General features: G+C 61.7%; 26 protein-coding genes and 1 pseudogene. 7 read left to right on the top strand and 20 right to left on the bottom strand.

Going from position 1 to position 23,884, the window contains the following annotated elements; genetic code table 11:
* Window positions 1–16: 16 nt before the first annotated feature.
* From NKJ64_RS09670 to eno, 7 genes are all read right to left on the bottom strand, one after another.
* Window positions 17–658, bottom strand: a complete 642-nt coding sequence (locus NKJ64_RS09670; protein ID WP_352462433.1) for an SGNH/GDSL hydrolase family protein — start codon at window positions 656–658, stop codon at window positions 17–19.
* Window positions 655–1,074 (bottom strand): hypothetical protein, encoded by a 420-nt coding sequence (locus NKJ64_RS09665; protein ID WP_023835247.1) that lies wholly within the window; start codon window positions 1,072–1,074, stop codon window positions 655–657. Before NKJ64_RS09665 ends, NKJ64_RS09670 begins: the two co-directional genes overlap by 4 nt.
* A gap of 14 nt (window positions 1,075–1,088) precedes the next feature.
* Window positions 1,089–2,507, bottom strand: a complete 1,419-nt coding sequence (locus NKJ64_RS09660; protein WP_352462432.1) for a pyruvate dehydrogenase complex dihydrolipoamide acetyltransferase — start codon at window positions 2,505–2,507, stop codon at window positions 1,089–1,091.
* An 18-nt stretch (window positions 2,508–2,525) separates the two neighbouring features.
* Window positions 2,526–3,947, bottom strand: coding sequence for a pyruvate dehydrogenase complex E1 component subunit beta (locus NKJ64_RS09655; RefSeq protein ID WP_352462431.1), 1,422 nt, complete (start codon window positions 3,945–3,947; stop codon window positions 2,526–2,528).
* Window positions 3,948–3,962: 15 nt separating this feature from the next.
* On the bottom strand, window positions 3,963–5,009 hold the full coding sequence (gene pdhA, locus NKJ64_RS09650; RefSeq protein ID WP_023682559.1) for a pyruvate dehydrogenase (acetyl-transferring) E1 component subunit alpha: 1,047 nt from the start codon (window positions 5,007–5,009) through the stop codon (window positions 3,963–3,965).
* 195 nt (window positions 5,010–5,204) lie between these two features.
* Window positions 5,205–5,528 carry an FtsB family cell division protein gene (locus NKJ64_RS09645; protein ID WP_023688447.1) on the bottom strand — a complete coding sequence of 108 codons (324 nt, stop codon included), beginning with the start codon at window positions 5,526–5,528 and terminating at the stop codon, window positions 5,205–5,207.
* Window positions 5,529–5,665: 137 nt separating this feature from the next.
* Window positions 5,666–6,940, bottom strand: coding sequence for a phosphopyruvate hydratase (gene eno / locus NKJ64_RS09640; protein WP_352462430.1), 1,275 nt, complete (start codon window positions 6,938–6,940; stop codon window positions 5,666–5,668).
* Window positions 6,941–7,126: 186 nt separating this feature from the next.
* Here eno and NKJ64_RS09635 point away from each other — a divergent pair, with 186 nt between their 5' ends.
* Together NKJ64_RS09635 and NKJ64_RS09630 are read left to right on the top strand one after the other, a co-directional pair.
* Window positions 7,127–8,617: a glycoside hydrolase family 19 protein gene (locus NKJ64_RS09635; protein WP_352462429.1), complete on the top strand. Its 1,491-nt coding sequence runs from the start codon at window positions 7,127–7,129 to the stop codon at window positions 8,615–8,617.
* A 109-nt stretch (window positions 8,618–8,726) separates the two neighbouring features.
* Window positions 8,727–8,849 carry a hypothetical protein gene (locus NKJ64_RS09630; RefSeq protein ID WP_023835249.1) on the top strand — a complete coding sequence of 41 codons (123 nt, stop codon included), beginning with the start codon at window positions 8,727–8,729 and terminating at the stop codon, window positions 8,847–8,849.
* Window positions 8,850–8,931: 82 nt separating this feature from the next.
* On the opposite strand, the gene NKJ64_RS09625 is transcribed toward NKJ64_RS09630, so the two are convergent.
* From NKJ64_RS09625 to NKJ64_RS09600, 6 genes are all read right to left on the bottom strand, one after another.
* Window positions 8,932–9,297 carry a PRC-barrel domain-containing protein gene (locus NKJ64_RS09625; RefSeq protein ID WP_023668909.1) on the bottom strand — a complete coding sequence of 122 codons (366 nt, stop codon included), beginning with the start codon at window positions 9,295–9,297 and terminating at the stop codon, window positions 8,932–8,934.
* An 83-nt stretch (window positions 9,298–9,380) separates the two neighbouring features.
* Entirely contained in the window at window positions 9,381–9,584 is a 204-nt protein-coding gene (locus tag NKJ64_RS09620) for a dodecin family protein (protein WP_023668908.1), read from the bottom strand.
* A 97-nt stretch (window positions 9,585–9,681) separates the two neighbouring features.
* Window positions 9,682–10,560 (bottom strand): 3-deoxy-8-phosphooctulonate synthase, encoded by an 879-nt coding sequence (kdsA, locus tag NKJ64_RS09615; RefSeq protein WP_027050832.1) that lies wholly within the window; start codon window positions 10,558–10,560, stop codon window positions 9,682–9,684.
* Entirely contained in the window at window positions 10,557–11,429 is an 873-nt protein-coding gene (locus NKJ64_RS09610; protein WP_352462428.1) for a VOC family protein, read from the bottom strand. The genes kdsA and NKJ64_RS09610 overlap by 4 nt, the downstream gene beginning before the upstream one ends.
* Before the next feature lie 55 nt (window positions 11,430–11,484).
* A complete protein-coding gene (locus NKJ64_RS09605; protein ID WP_023696086.1) occupies window positions 11,485–11,775 on the bottom strand; it encodes a Dabb family protein in 291 nt (96 codons plus the stop codon).
* Between the two features lie 113 nt (window positions 11,776–11,888).
* The gene (locus NKJ64_RS09600; protein ID WP_023696085.1) at window positions 11,889–12,023 is read right to left on the bottom strand and encodes a hypothetical protein; all 135 of its coding nucleotides are present in this window, start codon (window positions 12,021–12,023) and stop codon (window positions 11,889–11,891) included.
* Between the two features lie 259 nt (window positions 12,024–12,282).
* Between NKJ64_RS09600 and NKJ64_RS09595 the strand changes: the two genes are divergently transcribed.
* On the top strand, window positions 12,283–13,533 hold the full coding sequence (locus NKJ64_RS09595) for an SAM-dependent methyltransferase (protein WP_023696084.1): 1,251 nt from the start codon (window positions 12,283–12,285) through the stop codon (window positions 13,531–13,533).
* 60 nt (window positions 13,534–13,593) lie between these two features.
* On the opposite strand, the gene NKJ64_RS09590 is transcribed toward NKJ64_RS09595, so the two are convergent.
* Both NKJ64_RS09590 and NKJ64_RS09585 read right to left on the bottom strand, forming a co-directional pair.
* Window positions 13,594–15,573 carry a bifunctional 2',3'-cyclic-nucleotide 2'-phosphodiesterase/3'-nucleotidase gene (locus NKJ64_RS09590; RefSeq protein ID WP_352462427.1) on the bottom strand — a complete coding sequence of 660 codons (1,980 nt, stop codon included), beginning with the start codon at window positions 15,571–15,573 and terminating at the stop codon, window positions 13,594–13,596.
* A 141-nt stretch (window positions 15,574–15,714) separates the two neighbouring features.
* Window positions 15,715–16,980, bottom strand: coding sequence for an NAD(P)/FAD-dependent oxidoreductase (locus tag NKJ64_RS09585; RefSeq protein WP_352462425.1), 1,266 nt, complete (start codon window positions 16,978–16,980; stop codon window positions 15,715–15,717).
* Between the two features lie 181 nt (window positions 16,981–17,161).
* Between NKJ64_RS09585 and NKJ64_RS09580 the strand changes: the two genes are divergently transcribed.
* Window positions 17,162–17,827 carry a 5-formyltetrahydrofolate cyclo-ligase gene (locus NKJ64_RS09580; RefSeq protein WP_023696081.1) on the top strand — a complete coding sequence of 222 codons (666 nt, stop codon included), beginning with the start codon at window positions 17,162–17,164 and terminating at the stop codon, window positions 17,825–17,827.
* 55 nt (window positions 17,828–17,882) lie between these two features.
* Here the strand turns inward: NKJ64_RS09580 and NKJ64_RS09575 are convergent, their stop codons facing one another.
* Together NKJ64_RS09575 and NKJ64_RS09570 are read right to left on the bottom strand one after the other, a co-directional pair.
* A complete protein-coding gene (locus NKJ64_RS09575; RefSeq protein ID WP_156940696.1) occupies window positions 17,883–18,146 on the bottom strand; it encodes a hypothetical protein in 264 nt (87 codons plus the stop codon).
* Between the two features lie 60 nt (window positions 18,147–18,206).
* Window positions 18,207–18,389, bottom strand: a pseudogene (locus NKJ64_RS09570) (Lrp/AsnC ligand binding domain-containing protein); the annotation flags it as partial.
* 171 nt (window positions 18,390–18,560) lie between these two features.
* Between NKJ64_RS09570 and NKJ64_RS09565 the strand changes: the two are divergent.
* Window positions 18,561–18,974: a hypothetical protein gene (locus tag NKJ64_RS09565; protein ID WP_155922397.1), complete on the top strand. Its 414-nt coding sequence runs from the start codon at window positions 18,561–18,563 to the stop codon at window positions 18,972–18,974.
* Here the strand turns inward: NKJ64_RS09565 and NKJ64_RS09560 are convergent.
* Window positions 18,971–19,444, bottom strand: a complete 474-nt coding sequence (locus tag NKJ64_RS09560; RefSeq protein ID WP_023668897.1) for an Lrp/AsnC family transcriptional regulator — start codon at window positions 19,442–19,444, stop codon at window positions 18,971–18,973. The two genes, NKJ64_RS09565 and NKJ64_RS09560, sit on opposite strands and share 4 nt — an antisense overlap.
* 155 nt (window positions 19,445–19,599) lie before the next feature.
* On the opposite strand from NKJ64_RS09560, the gene ald reads away from it, so the two are divergent.
* Both ald and NKJ64_RS09550 read left to right on the top strand, forming a co-directional pair.
* Window positions 19,600–20,715: an alanine dehydrogenase gene (ald, locus tag NKJ64_RS09555; protein ID WP_023688436.1), complete on the top strand. Its 1,116-nt coding sequence runs from the start codon at window positions 19,600–19,602 to the stop codon at window positions 20,713–20,715.
* 205 nt (window positions 20,716–20,920) lie between these two features.
* A complete protein-coding gene (locus tag NKJ64_RS09550; RefSeq protein ID WP_352462424.1) occupies window positions 20,921–22,201 on the top strand; it encodes an outer membrane protein in 1,281 nt (426 codons plus the stop codon).
* A 389-nt stretch (window positions 22,202–22,590) separates the two neighbouring features.
* On the opposite strand, the gene NKJ64_RS09545 is transcribed toward NKJ64_RS09550, so the two are convergent.
* Both NKJ64_RS09545 and NKJ64_RS09535 read right to left on the bottom strand, forming a co-directional pair.
* Window positions 22,591–23,058, bottom strand: a complete 468-nt coding sequence (locus NKJ64_RS09545; protein ID WP_023736671.1) for a DUF1203 domain-containing protein — start codon at window positions 23,056–23,058, stop codon at window positions 22,591–22,593.
* A gap of 258 nt (window positions 23,059–23,316) precedes the next feature.
* Window positions 23,317–23,880, bottom strand: a complete 564-nt coding sequence (locus NKJ64_RS09535) for a GNAT family N-acetyltransferase (RefSeq protein WP_023830003.1) — start codon at window positions 23,878–23,880, stop codon at window positions 23,317–23,319.
* Window positions 23,881–23,884 lie beyond the last annotated feature (4 nt).

Here is a 23,884-nt window from a genome sequence, read left to right as displayed (position 1 = left end):
TTCTCCCTGATTTTCTCTAGAGTTCCAGCATCACACGCACCAATGGCGCCAATGCGTCACCTATATTGCGCGTGTTTTCGGCATCGAGATGGACCCCGTCGATCGGTGTGGTCTCGGCCACCGTGCCGGCATCGAAAAAGCCGCAGCCGGCCTCGTCGGCGAGCGCGGAATATTGCGGCGCCAGCCGCTTCGAGGCCTCGTCGCCGCCGGCAAACATTTCCTTGAATTCGGCATTGTCGGTGCGGCTGACCGCTGGTGGCGCGACGATCAGGATTTGCGGCGCGGCCCAGTCGAACGGATAATCGTGGCCGCGCACGATGTCGATCAGCCGCTGCACCCCCTGCTTGGCCGCGACCGGATTGCCGTGGATCCAGGGCTTCATGTCGTTGGCGCCGAGCATGATGATGATCAGGTCGAGCGGCGCATGGCTGGTCAGGATCGTCGGCAGCACCTTGGCGCCATTGCGGTCGGCACCAGCCAGGTGATCGTCGAAAGCCGTGGTGCGGCCGTTCAGACCTTCGGCAATGACTTCGATATCGTCGTCGCCCAACGCCGCCTTGAGCACGCTCGGCCAGCGATCTTCCAGCGCATAACGCCCGAGGCTCGCCGCGTCATAGCCCCAGGTCAGGGAATCGCCGTAGCAGAGGATCGTCTTCATGCACCCGCACCCGCCTCCGCCCTAAGCGCGCGCCGCACGCGCCATCCCACGAACAGCCACTGCACGATAACCGTGGCGATGCTTGGCAAAAACAGACCGGCGACAACGGGGAGATCGCCTGACCACTGGGCTTTGCCAGGCGGCTGCGAGAAGGTCCAGGCAATCAGCCCGATTCCGGCCAGCACGAACAACGAAACCCCAACAAGCCCCGTCAGGTTTATCGCCCTTTGCGGGTTTGGCACGAACTGCGCGATGAAAAACGCCACGGTCGCAACGATGGTGACCAGCGCCGAAACCATGAAGACCAGGATGTATTCGGAATTCGCATTGGTGACGATTGCCAGCCACAGCGCCACCAGCCCGCCGGCCAGGCCGGAAAGGATCAGGGCGAAAAGGCTGGTGACGAATTTCCGCACAGCCTTTTTCCTTCCTAGACCAGCATGCCCATCGGATTTTCGATCATGCGCTTGAAGGCGACCAGAAGTTCGGCGCCGAGCGCACCGTCGACGGCGCGGTGATCGGTCGACAGCGTCACCGACATGATATTGGCGATTCTGATCTCGCCATTCTTGACCACCGGCCGCTGCTCGCCGGCACCCACCGCCAGGATCGTCGCATGCGGCGGGTTGATGACGGCGGCAAAGTCCTTGATGCCGAACATGCCGAGATTGGAGACAGCCGTCGTGCCGCCCTGATATTCCTCAGGCTTCAGCTTGCGGCTGCGCGCACGGCTCGCCAGATCCTTCATCTCGTTGGAGATAGTGGACAGCGTCTTTTCGTCGGCGTGGCGGATGATCGGCGTGATCAAGCCGCCGGGGATCGACACGGCAACGCCGACATCGGCGTGCTTGTGCTTGACCATGGCGCTTTCGGTCCACGACGCATTGGCATCCGGCACCGCCATCAGCGCCATCGCCATCGCCTTGATCACCATGTCGTTGACCGACAGCTTGTAGACGGGCACTTCGCCCTTGTCGGTCTTCTTCATCGGAGCCGCCGCATTGATCTGTGTGCGCAGCGCCAGCAGGGCATCGAGCTCGCAGTCGAGCGTCAGGTAGAAATGCGGGATGGTTGTCTTGGCCTCGACCAGGCGGCGCGCAATGGTCTTGCGCATATTGTCGTGCGGGACGAGCTCGTAGGACCCTTCGGCAAACAGCTTCAGCACCTGTTCGTCCGACATCGCCTTGGGTGCCGGAGCCGGCGCAGACGCCGGAGCGCCGGCAGGTGCGGCTTTCGCGGCCGGCGCGGCCTTGGCGCCACCGCCGGCGATCGCCGCCTCGACATCGGCCTTGACGACACGGCCATGCGGGCCGGTGCCACTCACGGCGGACACATCGACGCCGGCGTCTTTGGCTATGCGCCGCGCCAGCGGCGAGGCGAAAGTGCGCTCGCCTGACGATTGGCTGATCTCCCCCCTTGTGGGGGAGATGGCCGGCAGGCCAGAGGGGGGCGCGACAGACTGAGAGGTCGGCGGGACAGCGCCCCCCTCTGTCGACTTCGTCGACATCTCCCCCACGGGTGGGGAGATTGACGCCTTATCCTGTTTGGCATCGGCTTTCGCGGGCGCGGCATCGCCGCCGCCCTTTGCCGCCGCCCCTGCATCCTCGCCTTCGCCAGCCAGAATGGCGATCAGAGCATTGACCTTGACGCCTTCGGTGCCGGCCGGAACGACGAGCTTGGCAACCGTGCCCTCATCGACGGCCTCGACTTCCATCGTCGCCTTGTCGGTCTCGATCTCGGCGATCACGTCGCCCGGCGAAACCTTGTCGCCCTCCTTGACCAGCCACTTGGAAAGATTGCCCTCTTCCATCGTGGGCGAGAGCGCCGGCATGGTGATGTTGATTGGCATGATGTCCTCCCGACCGGCTCAGCGATACGTGACGGCTTTGACCGCCTCGATGACCTCGCCGACATTGGGCAAGGCCAGCTTTTCGAGGTTCGCCGCATAAGGCATCGGCACGTCCTTGCCGGCGATGGTGATGACCGGCGCATCGAGGAAGTCGAAGGCGCGCTGCGAAACCTGGTTGGCGATGTGGTCGCCGACCGAACTTTGCGGGAAACCTTCTTCGACCACGATCAAGCGGTTGGTCTTCTTCACCGAGGCAATGACGGTGTCGAGGTCGAGCGGACGGATGGTCCTGAGATCGATGATCTCGGCATCGATGCCCATGCCGCGCAGCTCGGCTTCCGCCTTGATGGCATAGGTCATGCCGATGCCGAACGAGACGATGGTGACGTCCTTGCCCTGCTTGTGAATGCGCGCCTTGCCGATCGGCAGCACGAAATCGTCAAGCTTCGGCACGTCGAAGGACTGGCCGTAGAGGATTTCGTTTTCGAGGAAGATGACCGGGTTCGGATCGCGGATCGCCGCCTTGAGCAGGCCCTTGGCATCGGCAGCCGTGTACGGCATCACCACTTTCAGGCCGGGAATATGGCTGTACCAGGCGGCATAGCACTGCGAATGCTGGGCGCCGACGCGGGCGGCAGCCCCGTTCGGGCCGCGGAACACGATCGGCGCGCCCATCTGGCCGCCCGACATATAGAGCGTCTTGGCGGCGGAGTTGATGATCTGGTCGATCGCTTGCATGGCGAAATTAAAGGTCATGAATTCGACGATCGGCTTCAGGCCGGCCATTGCCGCACCGACGCCGACGCCGGCAAAGCCATGCTCGGTGATCGGCGTGTCGACCACGCGTCGCGGCCCGAATTCCTGCAGCAGGCCTTGCGTGATCTTGTAGGCGCCCTGGTATTCCGCGACCTCCTCGCCCATGACGAAGACATCGCCGTCGCGGCGCATTTCTTCAGCCATGGCATCGCGGAGCGCTTCGCGCACCGTGGTCGAGACCATCTCGGTGCCGGCGGGAATATCCGGATCGGCGGCAGGTTTGGCCGCCGGAGCGGCGGGAACCGCCTTCGGAGCCTCGCCGGCATCCTGGGGAGCCGCTTTTGTACCTTCCTCGGCTGCATCGGTCCGCTGACCGCCAGCGGAAACGGCATCCTGGGTGGAGGCAGGCTTGCCGCTCTTTTCGACATCGCCTGCACTTTCACCGTCCTGCAGCAACACGGCGATCACCGCGTTGACCTTGACGCCTTCGGTGCCGGCGGGAACCACGATCTTGCCGATCGTGCCTTCATCGACGGCTTCGACTTCCATCGTCGCCTTGTCGGTTTCGATCTCGGCGATGACATCGCCGGCGACGACCTTGTCGCCCTCGTTCTTCAACCATTTGGAAAGATTGCCCTCTTCCATGGTCGGCGAGAGAGCGGGCATGAGAATTTCGATCGGCATGTCCTTGCCCTCCCGTTACAATACGATGTCGGTCCAGAGCTCGGACGGATCCGGCTCTGCGTCGTGCTGGGCAAATTCGGCGGCGTCGGCGACGATGTCGCGGACTTCCTTGTCGATGTTCTTGAGTTCGTCCTCGGTCGCCCACTTCTTGGCCGTCAGCCGCGCCTTGACCTGCTCGATCGGATCATGATCCGAGCGCATCTTCTGCACTTCTTCCTTGGAGCGGTATTTTGCGGGATCCGACATCGAGTGACCGCGATAGCGATAGGTCTGCATCTCGAGGATGATCGGACCGTTGCCGGCACGGCACCATTCGGTCGCCTGATCGCCGGCGGATTTGACCGCACGCACATCCATGCCGTCGACCTGAATGCCGGGAATCTTGAACGAGGCGCCGCGATGCGAAAAATTGGTTTCGGCCGACGAGCGCGACACCGAAGTGCCCATGGCGTAGCGGTTGTTCTCGATGATGTAGATCACCGGCAGCTTCCACAGCGAGGCCATGTTGAAGCTTTCATAGACCTGACCCTGGTTGGCAGCGCCATCGCCGAAATAAGTCAGCGACACATTGTTGTTGTCGCGGTAGCGGTTGGCGAAGGCGAGACCGGTGCCGAGCGAGACCTGCGCGCCGACAATGCCGTGGCCGCCGTAAAAATGCTTCTCCTTGGAGAACATGTGCATGGAGCCGCCCTTGCCCCTCGACAGGCCACCACGGCGTCCGGTCAGCTCTGCCATGACGCCGCGCGGGGAAAGTTCCATCGCCAGCATGTGGCCATGGTCGCGATAGGCGGTGATCATCTGGTCGCCGTTGATCAGCGACATCTTCATGCCGGTGACGACCGCTTCCTGGCCGATATAGAGGTGGCAGAAGCCGCCGATAAAGCCCATGCCGTAGAGCTGGCCGGCCTTTTCCTCGAAGCGGCGGATAAGCAGCATGTGCCGGTAGGCGGCAAGCTCCTCGTCCTTGGTGAAGTCAGCCGGCTTGGGGGCGGAAAGCCCCGTTGATTTGGCGGATGTCGATTTAACGGATTTGGCAGGCGCTTTTTTGGCGGCGGTGGCCATGCATCACTCCCTGTTGGCGTCTCTTTGCGGACACTAAAGCAGACCATGTCTGCTCCGGGGAGGATCAGCTCCTCCCCACCGATTGGAGGGAAGCTAACATGCGAGACCGCGTTTCGCCATGCAGAAAAATGCATGGCTGGCATGCGCCTAAACGCCCAGAATCATTAGAGATAACAGCGATTAACTGAAACTTGGTTATTTCGAATTGGCCGGCAGCATGATGGTGATTTCATCGGGCTGGGACAGATTGAGCGCCCGGCGTGCCTGCTCGTCGAGCATATCCTTTTCAAGCGTACCCTCATGCATCAGCTGGACGCGCCGCTCCAGATCGACCCGGCGCGCCTTGATGGCATCGTACTTGGCCTGCAATTCGATGGTCTGCGCTTCGAGCTGATATTTGGAATTGATGCCGAACTCGCCATGATAGGCATGGAAGCCGAAATAGGCCAGGAACGCCACGCAAAGCGACGGGATGATCAGCCGGCCGGTGTTTCTCTGCTTGTGCTGGCGTGTCCACATGGTCGCAATCCTCTGACCTGTCTATCTCGCCCGATTGTGCTTAATGGACGGTTACGGACAGGTGCACTAGCCAGCGCCCGCAACGAAAAAGGGCGGGAAAATCCCGCCCTTCGTCGTTTTCGCCAGTTCGGCAGAATTTAAGCTTTGATTACCGACTTGCCGGCGTAGCGCGCCTGCTTGCCGAGCTCTTCCTCGATGCGGATCAGCTGGTTGTACTTGGCCATGCGATCCGAGCGCGACAGCGAACCGGTCTTGATCTGCCCGCAATTGGTGGCGACGGCGAGGTCGGCGATGGTCGAATCTTCGGTTTCGCCCGAACGGTGCGACATGACTGCGGTGTAGCCTGCCTTATGCGCGGTCTCGACAGCGTCGAGCGTTTCGGTAAGCGAGCCGATCTGGTTGACCTTGACCAGGATCGAATTGGCGACACCCATGCGGATGCCGTCGCGCAGCCGCGCCGTGTTGGTGACGAAGAGGTCGTCGCCAACCAGCTGCGTCTTGTTGCCGATCAGGTCGGTCAGGTACTTCCAGCCCTCCCAGTCGTCCTCGGCCAGGCCGTCCTCGATCGAGATGATCGGATAGTCGGCGGCAAGCTTGGCCAGGTACTTGGCCTGCGCCTTGGGATCGCGGGTCCTCTTCTCGCCCTCATAGACGTAATTGCCGTCCTTGAAGAATTCGGTCGCCGCACAGTCGAGACCAAGCGCGATCTCCTCGCCCGGCTTGAAGCCGGCCTTCTCGATCGATTCCATGATGAAATCGAGCGCCACCGGCGCACTCTTCAGATTGGGCGCGAAGCCGCCTTCGTCGCCGACATTGGTGTTGTGGCCGGCATCCTTGAGCTTCTTGCGCAGCGTGTGGAAGATTTCCGAGCCCCAGCGCACGCCTTCGCGCAGCGTCGGCGCGCCGACCGGCAGGATCATGAATTCCTGGAAATCGATCGGATTGTCGGCATGCGCGCCGCCATTGATGATGTTCATCATGGGCACCGGCAGCAAATGCGCCTTGGTGCCGCCGACATAGCGGTAGAGCGGCAGGCCGGCGGCTTCCGCGGCGGCCTTGGCGACCGCCAGCGAGACGCCGAGGATGGCGTTGGCGCCGAGCCGGCTCTTGTTGGGCGTGCCGTCGAGCTCGATCATGGTCTGGTCGATGTGGATCTGGTTTTCGGCTTCCAAGCCGCCGATCGCCTCGAACAGCTCGCCATTGACGGCCTCGACCGCCTTGAGCACGCCCTTGCCGAGATAGCGGGCGCCACCGTCGCGCAGTTCGACGGCCTCATGCGCGCCGGTCGACGCGCCCGACGGCACCGCGGCGCGGCCCATCGAGCCGTCTTCGAGGACGACGTCGACCTCGACGGTCGGATTTCCACGGCTGTCCAGGATTTCACGCCCGACAATGTCGATGATGGCGGTCATTGCGATGTCCCCGATTGATCGATTGAAAGCGTCGCGCCCCTCTTAGCCAAAGTGCCGCAAAAGGCAATCAGGAATGGCATGAAATAATGGTGACAGTCGCCCCATGCGCTCAGGCCGTGGGGCATGGGCGACGCCATCTGAACGCAAACAGCCCGCCCTGACGTCATATGTCTGGCGCGGCATGGGGTGGGTGCCCCGCCCCTGCGGCAATGCCTTTGTCACGAAACCAGGCGGCACACAAACTCCACCCGATGCTTCAAAAGAGGCTACCGCCAACGTGACAAACTTCACAATGCAGAGAATTCGAAGATGTTAGGGTCACATCTACAACGCGAACTATTTGGCGACCACAGTGAAATCAACAAACTTGAACTCTTTGGGGAGGCGGCAATGGCAGCGATTTCAGGTACTGGCTGGGAACTTCTTATTAGCCGCAAAGTCGAGCATATGAGGGGCACCAGACGCAGGACAGTTGGTACCTATAAAGTCTTTCACAACGGCACGGCAGTAACGGGTCTATCGGGGTTCGTGTGTGAATCTCGCGGCCCAGGCGACAATTCCAAAGAAGACAATGGCAGGCGCATCGAGCCCGGCACCTATCCGCTGGCGACACAGGCCGGAGGCAAATATGTGACGATCGGCTACACTGGCGCCAAGACGCCACCCAAACCTGGACTCGAACTGCTGAAGACCAACAAGCGCACCGAAATCCTGATCCATCCGGGCGTCAATTTCCTGTCCAGCGTCGGATGCATCAACCCGACGAAGAAGGTGAGCGGTCCGCTTTCCGACATGGATTTCACGGAGAGCCGGACACGCGTAATCGCCCTCATCGACGATCTGAAAACCTTTGCCGGCGGTGGCTTCCCGAAAAGCAACGGCAAGCGAATCCCCAATGCTTCGGTGGTCGTCGAAGGCGAACCGGTGCTGTCGACCGAGAGTGTCGAGAGCGTGCTCGAAGCCGTTGCGGGCGATCCGAACAAGGGTTTGCCAGCAGCGGTCTTCCAGAAATTCGCGCAGAGACCGGCAAGCGGTTCCAAGCGAACAATCTATGACGGTTACATCGGCGCCTTTACCTCCGACAAAGGCCTCAAGACACTTGGCGATCATGGGGTGTGCAACAACTATGATCGGCTGATGCATTTCTTCGCTCAAGCGGCGATGGAAACCGGTGGCTTCACCCTCATTCGCGAATCCCTGACCTACACGACCGTGGCGGCAATCCGGAACGCATGGAGGTCGCGAGCCGCGGGCAAGACCGATCAGTGGATCGAGGACAACCTGCTGCGCAAGCCGCAAGCCCTGGGCGACTGGGCCTATGGCGGCCGCATGGGCAATGTGAAAGGAACGTTGGACGGCTTCAATTTCCGCGGCGGCGGCACGTTCCAGACCACCGGGCGCGACGCGTACACGGCCAAGGGCAAGCTCGCCAAGGTCGACCTCGCCAATCATCCTGAACTGATCGAGGATCCGCAGATTTCGCTGCTCGCAGCTTGCGCCGAATGGAAAGGGTCAGGCTGCAATGCCTTTGCCGATGCCGGCCTGATTAAAAAGATCTCGCGCGCGATCAACGTCGGCAACGCCAATTCCACCACGCCGGCCAATGGCGAAGCGGATCGGATCGCCTGGCACGAAAAGATTTTCAAGGCGGTGAAGAATGCCGGACTCCTCGGCTGAGCATGCCTCGGATCACGTTCGGCAACACCACGTCATCATAATTCAGAGATAACAATCTCTGTGTCGACTAGGATGGTGATGCGCGGGGCGAAACAGGAGGAGTTTCGCCATGTCCGAGTTGAGCGGTATCGTGAGTTTGTTCCTGATCGCGGCGGCGTTCCTGACGTCGTGCGATACGCAGCAGCCGCCAAAGGCGGCGACGCAGCTGTCCACGCTTCATGCAGCAGAATAATTTAGAAACTGTCGGGTTGCACTGAAAAGGCCCCCGTTTCGGAATTCGGGGGCCTTTTCACGTCAGGCGTCAGCGCAGCTGATCAATGCCAATACGGCGTGACCTTGTAGTAATCATAGGAAGCATCACGTGCGGCCTCGCCATCGGCGCCGGCCAGTTCATTGATCGAATAGGCGGGTGCTGCCTTCAGCTGCTCCTTCGAGAACGGCACGACATAGCCGCCCTTGTCCTCGTCATAGTCGAGGCTCGCCCACGGAATGGCGTGATACTTCTCGCCAATGCCGAGAAATCCACCGAACCCGATCACCGCGAACATGATGCCGTTCGACGTCTTGTCGAGCATGATGTCCTCGATGCTGCCGATGCTCGTGCCTTCGGTGTTGTAGACCGACGTGCCGATGACGCGCGAAGCGGCGATGGCTTCGGTGTGGCCTGTCTGGGTGGTCATGGCTGCTGCTCCTCATGTCGTTGATCGATACTTTGACAATGAGGTGCGCGGGCGAAAGTTCCCGTTTTTCGAGCGGCGGGCGGTTACTCCGCGAGGATGAACGTCACCTTCATGTTGACGCGATAGGCCGCGATCCTGCCGTCCTCGACGACGATCTTCTGGTCCTGGATCCAGGCGCCTTCCACGTTCTTCAGGGTCTTTGAGGCGCGCTCAATCCCCTTCTCGATGGCGTCCTGAAAGCTCTTTTTCGACGACGACGTGATTTCGGTGACGCGGGCGACGGACATGGCTTCCTCCTGCCAAGACGCTCATTTGCAGCAGCGAGCCTACAGCCGGCTTATGCCTTCCACAAGCAGGGCAGCGCGCGCGCCATAGCCGAAACCATCAGCCTCGGTTCAGGTCAGCAGCATTCTTGGCGATGCGGTCGAATGCCATCAGTCTTTCGAGCAGCGCCGGCATGTCCTTCAGCGGCAGCATGTTGGGCCCGTCGGAGGAGGTCGAATTGTCGGGATCCTGGTGGGTCTCTATGAACACGCCGGCGACGCCGACGGCAACGGCAGCCCGCGCCAGCGTCTCGACAAAGCGGCGCTCGCCACCGGAGGAACCGCCCTGCCCGCCCGGCTGCTGCACCGAATGGGTGGCGTCGAAAATCACCGGCGCGCCGATCTCGGCCATCACGGGCAAAGCCCGCATGTCCGACACCAGCGTGTTGTAGCCGAAGGAAGCGCCGCGCTCGGTGGTCAGCACATTGGGGTTGCCGGAGCCGGTGATCTTGGCCACCACGTTCTTCATGTCCCAGGGCGCCAGGAACTGCCCCTTCTTGACGTTGATCACCTTGCCGGTCTTGGCGGCGGCGACCAGCATGTCGGTCTGGCGCGACAGGAAGGCCGGAATCTGCAGCACATCGACATGGTGTGCGACGATCGCGCACTGCTCCTCGGTGTGGACATCGGTCAGAATGGGAACCGAAAATTCCTTGCGCAACTCGTCGAACACCGGAAGCGCCGCGTCCATGCCGGCGCCGCGCGTTGCCGACAGCGAGGTGCGGTTGGCCTTGTCGTAGCTGGTCTTGTAGACGAGGCCGATGCCGAGCTTGCCGGTCAGTTCCTTCAGCGCGCCGGCCATGTCGAAAGCGTGCTGGCGCGATTCGAACTGGCACGGGCCGGCGATCAACGCCAAGGGCCCGCTGTTGTCGAAGACGACGTTGCCGACGGTTACCGACGAATTCGGCGCCAGCGAATTGAGCCCTTGCGGCTTGCTCATGGGGTCTCCCGGAAGATGAAAGCCGCGCCCTGTCCGGATGCCGGCTGCACGACGATTTCGTTGCCCGCTATATCGTGCCCGACGGCGTTGTCTGCAAGCAGCCTCGCGACAGCGCCGACACTGCGGACTGAAAAGACAATCGCGGCGAAGCGAACTCTTGTCGGCGCACCGGCCGGAATGTCGAAGCGCGCGGTGAAAGCCGCAGGATCCAGAACGGTCAGACGCGCATTCGGCAGGTCGAAGACCGCGCTGCTCTGCTGCTCCGAGCCAACCACTGTCGAGATCAGGCTGATCTGTGTGGAAGGCACATCGCTGACCGCAACGACTTCGGCAATGCCGGTCACGCCGTTGGCATGGGCCTGCAGTGCCGTACGGTCGATTTGAGGGGCGTTGATCCGCTCGCAAGCGAACAGAAAGGCGTCCGTCGTCTCGGCGCCGGCGGCGAAAGCCAGTTTGAACGAGGCCATGTCGCTCTTTCCGGCCGTGTCGGTGAAGGCGCGGGAAAAGCTCAGCACGTCCCCCGCCGACAGACCGACCGAGACATAGCGCGCATGATCCGCATCGGCATCATCGGTGGCCAGCACCACGGCGGAAAAGCCCTCATCGCCCAGCCTGGCGCGATAGAGGCGGTCGCGCGCGACAAAGACATTGCCGCCGGCGATCGCACTCGCTGCCACCTGTTCATTCCCAACCGCTAGCGGTTCGAGATAGGTGCCGTCGGCAAGGAAGACGCAGCAATTTTCGGTGCCAAAGGGATGAACGCCGGTTGGCGCGACGACGAAGCCAAGCGATGTCAGCCGCGCCCACGCCACGGCGAGGCTCGCCGTCGGCAGCACCAGATGGTCAAGCGGATGGGTCGTGCTGGTCATGCCGGCGCGGTGTGCATCATTCCCGAAATTGGTTCAAGGCCTCTTGCCGGCCCGATCAGGCCGTCGCCACGATATCGGCCGAATAGCGCAATTCGCGCAAGGGTTTGACCCGGCTGGTCGTCTCGGCATAGAGCGGGTGCGCCTTGTATGCGGCAAGCGCGGCATCATCCTCAAACTCGGCATAGACGACCACGTCGATCGCATCCGACAGCGGATCGACCTTGGTGTTGAGCGTCACCTCGAAGAGGCTTGAATGCGGGATCTTGCCCAGTGTGAGCAAGCCCGTACGCACGGCCTCGACATCGTCCTTGCGCCGCGCGCTGAAGAAAACGATATGCCGGATCACGCCTGCCTCCACGTTCGATTTGCGGCATGTTTTGTGTGAGCGGGACCGTCGCGTCAACCGCCACGATGTCGCGCCCGGCAACGCCGGCAGGCGACTTTGCAGAGGCGCAAAAGCTAGGCCCCGCCGGTGACGTAGCGCACGACGCGCGACATCTCCCTGACCGTCGTGTCGAGATAGCGGCCCTGATTGTAGAGGCCGTCCCAGATCAGGAAAAAGGCGATGGCGACGATGACGATGACATAACGCATGGCTGAAACTAACGTATGTGGCTGTTCGTAACCATAGCGATTTCGCCGAGGGCCGCGCTCTCCCGCGGATTCTGGCCTCAGGCCGGCAAGCTGGGCCAGCGCCGCACGAAGCTTGCCTCTTGAAGTTTCGGCCAATGCCATGGAAGATTGTGGCGAAAATTTAAGCAGGCTACGGCGTTCGCGCCTGGCGAATGAAAGTGGAGGATGTGGAGGCCGGCAGATCTTGCGCCGCCCCCGCGGAAGTCCAGGGGGGTGTGAGATGGCTGTCAGGGAATACAAAGGCATCGGCGACGCCATCAGGCTGGACGAACTCAATTTCGCCGAGATCGTCAAGGGCCTGCCGGCCAAGGCGCGCATGGTGCTGTCGGCGGCGATGAAATTGCCGCGCGGTTCGCTGAAGGTGAGGATGCCGGATGGCCGGGCGGTGCTTGTCGGCGGCAACGGACCCGGGCCGGATGCCGAGCTGGTGTTGAAGAACTGGCGCCTGCCCGGCCGTGCCTTTTCCGGCGGCACCATCGGCGTTGCCGAATCCTACATGGACGGCGACTGGGAAAGCCCTGATGTAACCAGCTTCCTGGAACTGTTCGTCGTCAACTCGGCCGTTGGCGAACGCATTGCCGGCGGCGCCAGCTGGCTCATCAACACGGTCCAGCGCATCCGCCACTGGTTCAACGAAAACACCCGCACAGGCTCGAAGCGCAACATCTCGGCGCATTACGATCTCGGCAACGCCTTCTACAAGCAATGGCTCGATCCCAGCATGACCTATTCGTCGGCGCTCTATGCGACCGGCGCCAACGACCTGGAAAGCGCTCAGGCCGCCAAATACCGCGCGCTGGCCAAGGATACGGGTATCGGCAAGAAGGACCATGTGCTCGAGATCGGCTGCGGCTGGGGTGGTTTTGCCGAATTTGCCGCGCGCGAGATCGGCTGCCGCGTCACCGGCCTGACCATCAGCCGCGAACAGCACGATTTCGCCAAGGCGCGCATCCAGAAGGCGGGACTGTCTGACAAGGTCGACATCAAGCTGCAGGATTACCGAGACGAAACGGGCACTTACGACCGCATCGCCTCGATCGAGATGTTCGAGGCGGTCGGCGAAAAATATTGGCCGGTATTTTTCGGCAAGATGAAGGCATGCCTGAGGCCCGGCGGCACCGCCGGCCTGCAGATCATCACCATCAACGAGGCCGCTTACGACACCTATCGGGCGCGGCCGGATTTCATCCAGCGCTATGTCTTCCCAGGCGGCATGCTGCCGACGCCGTCGATCCTGAAGACGCTGGGCAGCGACCATGGCCTTGCCCATCTGCGCGAGCGCGTCTTTCCGGACGACTATGCCCGCACGCTTGCCGAATGGCGCAACCGCTTCTGGGCGTCGTGGGAAAAGATCGTCCCGCTCGGCTTCGACGACCGCTTCAAGAAGCTTTGGGAATTCTATCTCCACTATTGCGAAGCCGGCTTCAGGGCCAGCTACATCGACGTGCGCCAGGTGGTCTACAAGGCCTGATCCGAAGCGTGATTGAGCGGGCGTATGCCCGCTCGTTTTCCCTGTTAGCTGCACGTTGCCTCAAAGCAGGATGCGATACTTCGCAAACCCGGATTCGCCCTCGCCGGCCGGCTCGATCTTGAGCGATTTCACTCCCGATATAAAATCCTTCGCTTTGGGGCCGGTCTCGAACACGACGCTGGTGCCGGGCAGCGGCGTGAACGACCAATTGTCGTCGGCCGAGGGATTGATCGTGCCTTCGCTGACGACGTAGCGCACGATCACGTCGCGGTTGGTGTCCGGCGCCTCGTAGATGATCTTCGAGGCATTGATGTCGGGGAAATTGCCGCCACCGCCGGCGCGGTAATTGTTGGTGGCGACGACGAATTTCGCTGCCGGATCAATAGGCTTGCCGTCGAAGCTGAGGCCGACGATGCGGTTCGAGCCGGCATTGGCGACGCCACCCTTGGCATCGTATTTCGGCAGCTGCGACAGGTCTATTCCGTAGCTGACGCCATCGATCACATCGAAATTGTAGGACGGGAATTCGGTGTCGATGAGCGCCTGGTCGGCCTTGCCCGGCTCGATCTTCCTGAAAATGCCGGCCGACATTTCCAGCCATTCCTTCACTTGCGCGCCGGTGATTTCGACGGCGCGCACCGTGTTCGGATAGAGATAGAGGTCGGCGACGTTCTTGATGGCGAGGTCGCCCACCGGCACGTCGGTATAGTAGTCGGCGCCGTTGCGCCCGCCGGCCTTGAAGGGTGCTGCCGCCGACAGCAGCGGCACATCCTTCCACTGCGTGCTCTTCAATATGTCCTTGAGGTACCAGCTCTGCGCCTGGTTGACGATCTGCACCGACGGATCGTCGGCGACCAGCGCGAAATAGGAATAGAGCGGCGCCGAGGTCTTGCCGACCGGTCGGCGGACATAGGCAAGTGTCGCCTCATGGTCCGCCTTCAGCGCATCGACGACGCGCTGGTCGTCCGCCACCGTCGGCTTGTTTGCCTTGTCGACGCGCTGGTAGATCGGCCTTGCCTCCGATGTGGCCGAGGCTACGCGCCATTTCGATCCGTCCCGTTCCAGAAGCAGATCGATCAGTCCCATATGCGAGCCCCAGAAACCGCCCATCACGGCGGGCTTGCCCTGCAGCGTGCCTTTCTCGGTGTCGACGCCTTCGAGCGCCTGAAAATCCTTCTTGCCGGGGAAGACCAAATGCTGATGGCCGGTGAACACCGCATCGATGCCTTCGACGCCGGCGACGAAGAAGGAGGCGTTCTCCATGCCGTCGCCCTGCTTGATATCGATGCCGGAATGCGAGAGCGCGATGACGATGTCGGCGCCCTCCTCCTTGATCTGCGGTACCCAGGCCCTGGCCGCCTCGACGATATCGCGCGTCCTGACATTGCCTTCCAGGTTCTTCAGGTCCCAGACCATGATCTGCGGCGGCACGAAGCCGATGATGCCGATCTTGATCGGCTGCTCGGCGCCCGACCCGTCCTTGATCTTCTTGTCGAGGATGACATAGGGCTTGAGGTAGAGCTTGTCGTCGCGCGGGTTGGCGGCAAGCTCGGTGCCGCGGATCAGATTGGCGCAGACGAACGGGAAATTGGCCCCGGCCAGCACCTTGTCGAGGAACGACAGGCCGTAGTTGAACTCGTGATTGCCGAGCGTCGAGCATTCATAGCCCAGCAGGTTCATGCCCTTCATGATCGGATGCAGATCGCCTTCCTTGAGGCCCTTCTCATAGGCGATGTAATCGCCCATCGGATTGCCCTGCAAAAGATCGCCATTGTCGATCAGCATCGCATTGGTGGCTTCCTTGCGCACCGCCGCGATCAGTGAGGCCGTCCGCGACAGGCCCATCGTGTCGTTGGCTTTGTCTGCGTAGCAGTCGTAAGGCAGCACATTCACATGGATGTCGGTGGTCTCCATAATCCTCAGATGCGCCTGATTGGCCTGCGCGCGGGCGGAAAACGGATGGAGCATGATCAGCGCCCCGCTGGCGGCCGTACCGGCAAGAAAACTACGGCGGGAGACGGGGTAATTGAGATGCGGCATTGGTTTTCCTTCCCAGCGACGTGACAAGATCCCAGCCCCGGGCGGAAGCTTCGCGCCGAAAACCGGCCATGTCCATCGGGAAGTCAGTCGATCAGCAAAAGGTGACGGCTGGATGAATATCCTTGGCCGCGGTTGAGAACCTCAGCCCTTGTCATCGTCGCCCTGGGTGATCAGCCGCGCGCTGCGCTGGCCGGTGAAATAGATCCATAGCCAGCTAAGCGACACCGAGAGCCGGTTGCGGAAACCGATCAGGAAGTAGATATGCGCCACGCCCCACAGCCACCAGGCAAGCCATCCCGTGAGCTTGATCGAGCCGAAATCGATCGCGGCTGCCCACTTGCCGATCGTCGCCAGGTCGCCGGCATGTTTGTAGCGGAAAGGCCGCGGCGCGCCATCGCCGGCCAGCCGCGCCCTGATCGTCGCGGCGACATGCTTGCCCTCCTGCTTGGCCGAGGGCGCCACGCCGGGCACCGGTTTGCCGTCCGGCCGCAAGACATGCGCGGTGTCGCCGATGACGAAGATTTCAGGACTGTTCGGCACGGTCAGATCGGGCTCGACCATTACCCTGCCCGCCCGGTCCACCGGCGCGCCCAGCCACTCTCCCGCGGGGGAAGCCGCCACGCCGGCGGCCCACAGGATGGTTCGCGCCGGCAGATGCGTATCGCCAAAGACGACGCCTTCGGCATCGAGGCGCGTGACGGCGCGGCCAAGCTCGACCGTGACGCCCCGCCGCTCCAGCGCCTTGCGCGCATAGTCGGACAGCTTTGGCGCGAAATTGGCTAGGATCCTGTCTCCGGCCTCGACCAGCACCACACGCGCCTCACGCGTGTCGATGTTGCGGAATTCGCCGCGCAGCGTTTCATGCGCGAGTTCGACAATGGTGCCGGCAAGCTCCACGCCGGTCGGGCCGCCGCCGACGATGACCAGTGTCAGCAGTGCCTGGCGCTTGGCCGGATCGGTCTCGCGCTCGGCCTGCTCGAAGGCGAGCAGGATGCGCCGCCGAATGGTGGTTGCGTATTCGAGCGTCTTCAGCCCGGGCGCGAAAGGCTCCCATTCGTCGTGGCCGAAATAAGCATGACGCGCGCCGGTGGCGAGCACCAGCGTGTCGTAGGGAACAGAACTGCCGTCCTCAAGCAGCACGCGTTTGCCTGGACGGTCGACGCCGGTGACGTTGCCGAGCAGGGTCGTCACGTCCTCGCGCTTGCGCAGCAGATGACGGATCGGCCAGGCAACTTCCGAGGTCGCCAGCGAGGTGGTCGCCACCTGGTAAAGCAGCGGCTGGAAAAGGTGATGGTTGCGCTTGTCGACCATGGTGATGCGCACGGGTGCGCCGGCCAGCGCCCGGGTGAGTTCGAGACCGCCGAACCCTGCGCCGACGACAACGACATGATGGCTGGTTTCACTCATCGCATTCACCCCTGTTTGTCTCTCTTTATCTAGTGATTTTTGTGCACCGCAACAATGTCGCGGCGCGCTAGACTGCCGCGCGTAAGGCTGCCCAGGACTCGTCGCCGGATGTCGCGAATGCCTATGTCGGCAAGCCTGGACGGGTATAGCCTTGCAGGGGCTGGAACCACGGGAGTGAAGCATGGCCAACGACGATGACAAAGATCGCAAAGGGCGGGCGCAATATTCTTCGCCGCCTTGCTTCATGCACGAACTCGATCCGGAATTTCGCGCGCCATTGACCGACTGGACCGATGTGCGCCGTTGGCGCAAGGCCGAGCGCGAGCGTCTGATCGCGGCACGGTTGGCGGTTTCGGCCGATGCGCGGGTGGCGATGTCGCGGGCTATCACCGAAGGCCTCGACGCGGCAATCGGCGACATTGCCGGCCGCATGGTCAGCCTGTACTGGCCGTTTCGCGGCGAGCCGGACCTGCGGTCGTGGATGGCGTCGATCAACCAGCGCGGCGGCCGCACGGCACTGCCCATCGTGATCGAGAAGGGCCAGCCGCTGATCTTCCGCGCTTATGTGCCTGGCGACCGGCTGGAAAAAGGCGTCTGGAACATCCCTATTCCCGCCGAAGGCGACCCGGTGCTGCCCGACATCGTCATCTCGCCGATCGTCGGCATCGACCCGCGAAACTACCGCCTGGGCTATGGCGGCGGCTTCTTCGACCGCACGCTGGCTGCCATGCCGTTCAAGCCATTGGTCATCGGCGTCGGCTACGAACTGCAGCGCATCCCCACCATCTACCCGCAGCCGCACGACATCCCGATGGACCAACTGGTGACCGAGGTATTAAAAGCCTAGCGTGATGAGATTCAGAGACCCTCCGTGTGATCGCACATATTCATAAATATCACGCTTAGAAAAGATCGCCGTTGGTGTCATTCCCAGGCAACTGAGGAATATCCGCCTTACCGGCATCTTTATACTCGGCCAACAAACGAATGCGGCGATACACACTGAACAGAATTTTCAGCAAGACAAGCGGATCTCCGGTGCGCGCGTGTAGCGCACCTGCAGACGGAAGCTCAATCAATCGGGCCATGTCATTGGCACTGTCGGCGATTATCTTCACCTCTTCAGCGGCTTTTCTAGTATCCACTTTATTTGATTTTACGCACAATTCCGTGCACTCCGCTAATCAGCTTCTAAGCCTCTCCGCTTCTTCTCCATCGCCGCGCGATCAACAATCGCGCAAGGCAAAGGACGAACTGATCTTCATCACGTGCGGCATAACAGACAGCCACTTCTTGTGGATGCGTTGATAGCCCACGAGGTGCTTCGCCGCGATGCGCAGGATGTAGTCGTATTCACCCGACATCAGGTGGCAGGACAGCACATTTGGGCAGCACTTTATCGCCGCATCGAGGCCGGTTGACCGCCGTGTAGCAACACAAATGTTACGTGACAAAAATCCGACGTGGTCGATAAATACTCTTTAAGGGAACCATGCTGCAGCGAACCGCTTCGACATGCGCTTCGGGCGGATCCAACAGTGTCGAGCCGCTCTTGAATTGGCTTCGCAACGGGTGGCGAGATGATCGGACGAACCATAGCAATTACCCTCGCAATTGCGTTTTCCCTTTCGCCTTTGCATGCGCAACCACGGCATCGTTTGCCGAGCGGCTACAAATGGGGCCGCTGCCTGCTTGTTGTTGGCGGTCAGACCCGCATATCCGGAAGGTGCTCTTATCAAATCGAGCAGGGCGGCGATTTCAATATCCAGGGACCGAAGCAAGTTTTTGCAGGGATCGACTATCCTGATCCGCATAGTGGCGCTGGTGAAATGTCTAAAGATTACTGGGCGGATGTCTACAAGGACGGTGATGTCTGGGCGGGCTATGCAAACTCCGACATTCGCGCCACCCACGGTGATGAACGCTGGGAAGAACTTCGCCGCGAAGGCGCATGCTATATCGGGAAGGACGTCCGAGTATGTTTGTGGCGTTAAGCCAGTTCCGGCTTCATTCCCATGGCGGTCCGATCGACGATCTCGCGCAGGGCAAAGGATGAGTTGATCTTGGTCACATGCGGCATCGCCGACAGCCACTCCTTGTGGATGCGCTCATAGTCGACCAGATCCTTGGCGGCGATGCGCAGGATATAGTCGTATTCGCCCGACATCAGGTGGCACGACAGCACATTCGGGCAGCGCTTGATCGCCGCCTCGAAATCCGACAGCGTCTTTTCGAACTGTCCCGACAGCGATATGTGCACGATCGCCGTCATCTGGTGACCGAGCGCTGCATTCGAAAGCCGGGCGTGATAGCCGCGGATGGTGCCGGATTTCTCCAGATTGTCGAGCCGGCGCGAACAGGCCGACTGCGACAGGCCGACCCTTTCGGCGAGCGCCGCATTGGGTATGCGGCCATCCTTCTGCAGTGCCTCGAGAATGGCGATATCGATCCTGTCGAGCGGCATTTCTCGTGATTCCTGCGAAATTTCCTTGATTTCGCGCAACGATTATCGAAACGCGTGACCCCGCGCAAGCGCATTCGCAAACACCTGCGCAACGATTTGTGGTTCACTCGGTTGATACAGGGAACGAGCCCGAAGGGCCGGATCAGGAGAAGACTATGCGCGTCGGTTGCCCCAAGGAAATCAAGAACCACGAATACCGCGTCGGCCTGACGCCGGGCTCCGTCCGCGAATATGTCGCGCATGGTCATGAAGTGCTGGTCGAAAGCGGCGCCGGCGCCGGCATCGGCGCCGATGACAATGCCTACCGCGCCGCCGGCGCCACCATCGCCAGGACCGCCGCCGACGTGTTCGCCAAGTCCGACATGATCGTCAAGGTCAAGGAGCCGCAGCCCAACGAATGGGCGCAGCTGCGCGACGGCCAGATCCTCTACACCTATCTGCACCTGGCCCCGGATCCGGAGCAGACCAAGGGCCTGCTCGCGTCCGGCGTCACCGCAATCGCCTATGAGACCGTAACCGACGACCGCGGCGGCCTGCCGCTCTTGGCGCCGATGTCGGAAGTTGCCGGCCGCCTGTCGATCCAGGCCGGCGCGACCGCGCTGCAGAAGGCCAATGGTGGCCGCGGCGTGCTGCTCGGCGGCGTGCCCGGCGTGCTGCCCGGCAAGGTCACCGTGCTCGGCGGCGGCGTCGTCGGCCTGCATGCCGCCCGCATGGCGGTCGGCCTCGGCGCCGACGTCACCATCATCGACCGCTCGATCCCGCGCCTGCGCCAGCTGGACGACCTCTTTACCGGCCGCGTCCACACCCGCTACTCCACAGTCGAGGCGCTTGAGGAAGAATGCTTCTCGGCCGACATCGTCGTCGGCGCCGTGCTCATCCCGGGTGCTGCTGCACCCAAGCTGGTGACCCGCGAAATGCTGTCGGGCATGAAGAAGGGCTCGGTGCTGGTCGACGTCGCTATCGACCAGGGCGGCTGCTTCGAGACTTCGCACGCCACCACCCATGCCGAGCCGACCTATGAGGTCGACGGCGTGATCCATTACTGCGTCGCCAACATGCCGGGCGCCGTGCCGGTGACCTCGGCGCACGCGCTCAACAACGCGACGCTGCATTATGGCCTGCAGCTGGCCGACAAGGGCCTGAAGGCGCTGGTCGACGACCACCATTTGCGCAACGGCCTCAATGTCCACAGGGGCAAGATCACCAATCGCGCCGTGGCCGAAGCACTCGGCTATGAGCTGGTCGAACCGAAAGTGGTTCTGGCTGCCTGACCTGACCTGGCATTTTGCCTCCCTTACCCGCCGGTTGTACCGGCGGGTTTTTCTTGGCTACAAGACCGCAAAACGCCCGCTCCAGGGCAAGGTGCAGCCCCTCTCGACAGCGCTTTTGCCTGTCGATGTGACATTTTTGTCATTCCAATATTAACGAGCATCCTGTTAGAACACGGACGGGTTTGTTCTATGCTAAGGGGCTAAAATGTTTATTTCTGCTAAATCCGTTCTTCTCGGCGCCGTTTCGGCAATGGCTTTGATATCGGTAGCGCATGCCGCCGACGTTGTGCAGCCGGTGGAAGAACCTGCCGGTTTCAACTGGAGCGGCGCCTATGTCGGCATCGGCGGCGGCTTCGGCGCCACCGTGCACCGCATCAGCGTCGACCCGTTTCTCGACTTCAATGGCATCGGCGGCAACGGCGTGTTTGGCGAAGTGACCGCCGGCTACGACTACATGGTCTCTGAACGCTTCCTGCTCGGCGGCTTCATCGACGCCAACATCGGGAATATCGGTCCGTCGATCAGCCTTCCGGGCGCTGATATCGACCTGACGAACGCTTATGGCTTCGACGTCGGCTTGCGCGCCGGCTATCTCTTGAACCCCAGTACGCTCGGCTATGTGCTCGGCGGCTACACTTGGAACCATTTCAAGCTCGAGGGTTCGGGCTTTGCCGACGGTCTTGATTTCACGGAGAACCGTGGCGGCTATGTCGTCGGCGTTGGCATGGAAACCGTGCTGCGCGGCAACTGGACGATTAAGACCGAGTACCGCTACGCCAACTATGGCGACGACTCGGTGGCTGACCTCGGCATTATCGGCGGCCCGGGAACCTCTCTGGATGTCGAGCCGTCCAGCCACACCTTCCACATCGCGGCCAATTACCGCTTCGGCGCCCAGAATGGCGGCGGGGCCTCGTTTGCTGCTCCGACCTACAACTGGACCGGCTTCTATGTCGGCGGCGCGCTTGGCGCCGGCACCGTGGTGCATGACCTGACGCTCGCCAGCGCCCTCGAATTGGATGGCATCGGCGGCGAAGGCGTGTTCGGCGAGGCGAGCATCGGTTACGACCATGATTTCGGCGGCTGGGTCGCCGGCGTTCTGGTCGACGCCCGCTATTCCGGCATACGCTCGAAGCTGGACATTCCGGGTGGGTCGATCAAGGGCGATGCCGACTATGGCTTCGATGCCCTGGCCCGCATCGGCGCCAAGGTCAACGAATCGACGCTGGCCTATGTCCTCGGCGGTTACAGCTGGCAGCATTTCGACCTGCATGCCTCCTCGCCCGTTGGCGACATCGTCGACTGGGGCTCGAGCGGCTTCTCGGTCGGGGGCGGCCTGGAAACGGCCGTTTCCAGCAACATGACGCTTGGTCTCGAATACCGCTATTCGCAGTATGAGAAAGAAGATTTCGGCTCGGACGGCTTCCTCACCGACGAGCCTTCCTTCCAGACCGTTCGCGTCGGCGCGAAGTATAAATTCAACTAAACGCCGCACACACACACGGCGAAGGCCCGTCGGTCAATTCCGGCGGGCTTTTTCTTTGCGCAAATTCCTGGCGCCGGAATTGAACAGGCTGGCGGACAACAAAAAAGCGGAGCCAAAGCCCCGCTTCCTCGGTCATCGAGATCCCCGCCGGTTCATCCGCGGTCGGCAATCCATCGACGCTGGTCTTTTACCGAGAGAATGCGACGGGAGTACGACAAGTCCCAACCGCCATCGGCGTGCGTCGCCATGCCGGCGAGGATCGCGATGCTGTGTGAAGTGCTTCACATCCGCAATTCGAAAAGCATGCGCAGACAGGGATGCCAACTTGACGGATCGAGCCGTCACACGGTTCCCAACTGCCCGCCAGACCACCGGCGGGCATCTTTTTGTCAGAAACGCTCGATGCGGCACTGATAACAATTGTTGCGCGCCGAGCGGACGTGGACATAGGCGATGTCAGCGCGCTCAAACAGCGTCTCTGCCCGCGCCGCAATGCCGCCAGTCGGAATGACGCCGCCGCTGCCATAGACGATGCGGTCATCCGCACCATAGCCGCGCACGATATAGTCGCTGCTCTCAAGCATCTCTGGAAGCGCTTCTGTCTCGGCTGCGCGTTCGCATTCCTGCGCATGCAGGAAGATCGGTCCTGTCTCGGCGTAAGGCTGCAACGCCGGAAACGGCCGATAGGCCATGATCAGATAGCCATCGCCTTCGGCGACGTTTCTCAGGCAATGCCGGCACGGCACCCCGTCGCCATCTGAAACCTTCCGCTCCGGCGTTTGCCCGTAGGCGTCCGGCCCGCCGCGCTGCAGCGCTCTCACATCTTCTGTCGGCAAGGCTTTGAACTGGACGGTCATGGCTAAATCTCCGGTGTGGTTGACCGGAAATTATGCCCCCGCCGAGGTGCTTCCCACCCGATTCCTGTCAACTGTCAGCAGCCCGGCCAGTCTCAGGCCGGACTGCTTCGGCATTGGGCAGGTCCCGCGCCGGCTCAGCGGATGAAATCGTCGAAGCGGCGCAGCATCACCCGGCGCCTGCGCCAGTTCTCGTCCTGGGTCCGCACGAGCAGGAATTCCTCGCCATGAACGGTCGGTTCGGCCTTCAGTCGGAGAAAGTCACGGCCGCATGACGCTGGCCGAGCGCTCGGCGAACGACAGCGGATGCACGGTCTCCTTCTTTTGCGCCACCGGCGCAAAACCGAGCTTCTGGTAGAGCGGCAAGGCAGCCGGATGGTCGAGCGTGCAGGTCTGCACCGTTACCCGTTTCGGCCCATACGACCATGCTGCGGCAATCGCCGCACCGAGGAACCAACGGCCGATGCCTTGCCCGGTCGCATGTTCCATCATGCCGAAATAGGCGAGCTCGACTTCCTCTGGCAAATGCGGCTTGAGGTCGAAGAAACCGGCCGGCGCGCCGTCGAGATAAAGCACCCTGATGTCGCGGTCCTCGCGGTGGATGCCGGCGGCAAGCTCGTCATCGTCCAGCCTCAGCACATTGACCCAGTGCCATTTGCGTCCGACCCGATCCATCAGATAGCGGTAGAAATGCAGCGGAATGTCCTTGGTCCTGAGCAGCGCGATCTGCCTGTTGTAGGGCAACGGCAGCGAATAGGCCGGCGGCACATGCATTTCCAGAAACGTGACCGTAACCTCGATGTCGTCCAGCGCGCCATTTTCCATCGCC

Origin of the sequence: Mesorhizobium sp. M0062, assembly GCF_040323125.1 — a bacterium.
Classification (GTDB): Bacteria; Pseudomonadota; Alphaproteobacteria; order Rhizobiales; family Rhizobiaceae; genus Mesorhizobium.
The sequence above is the reverse complement of the archived record's forward strand: the minus strand, read 5'-3'. Positions and strand labels throughout refer to the sequence as shown.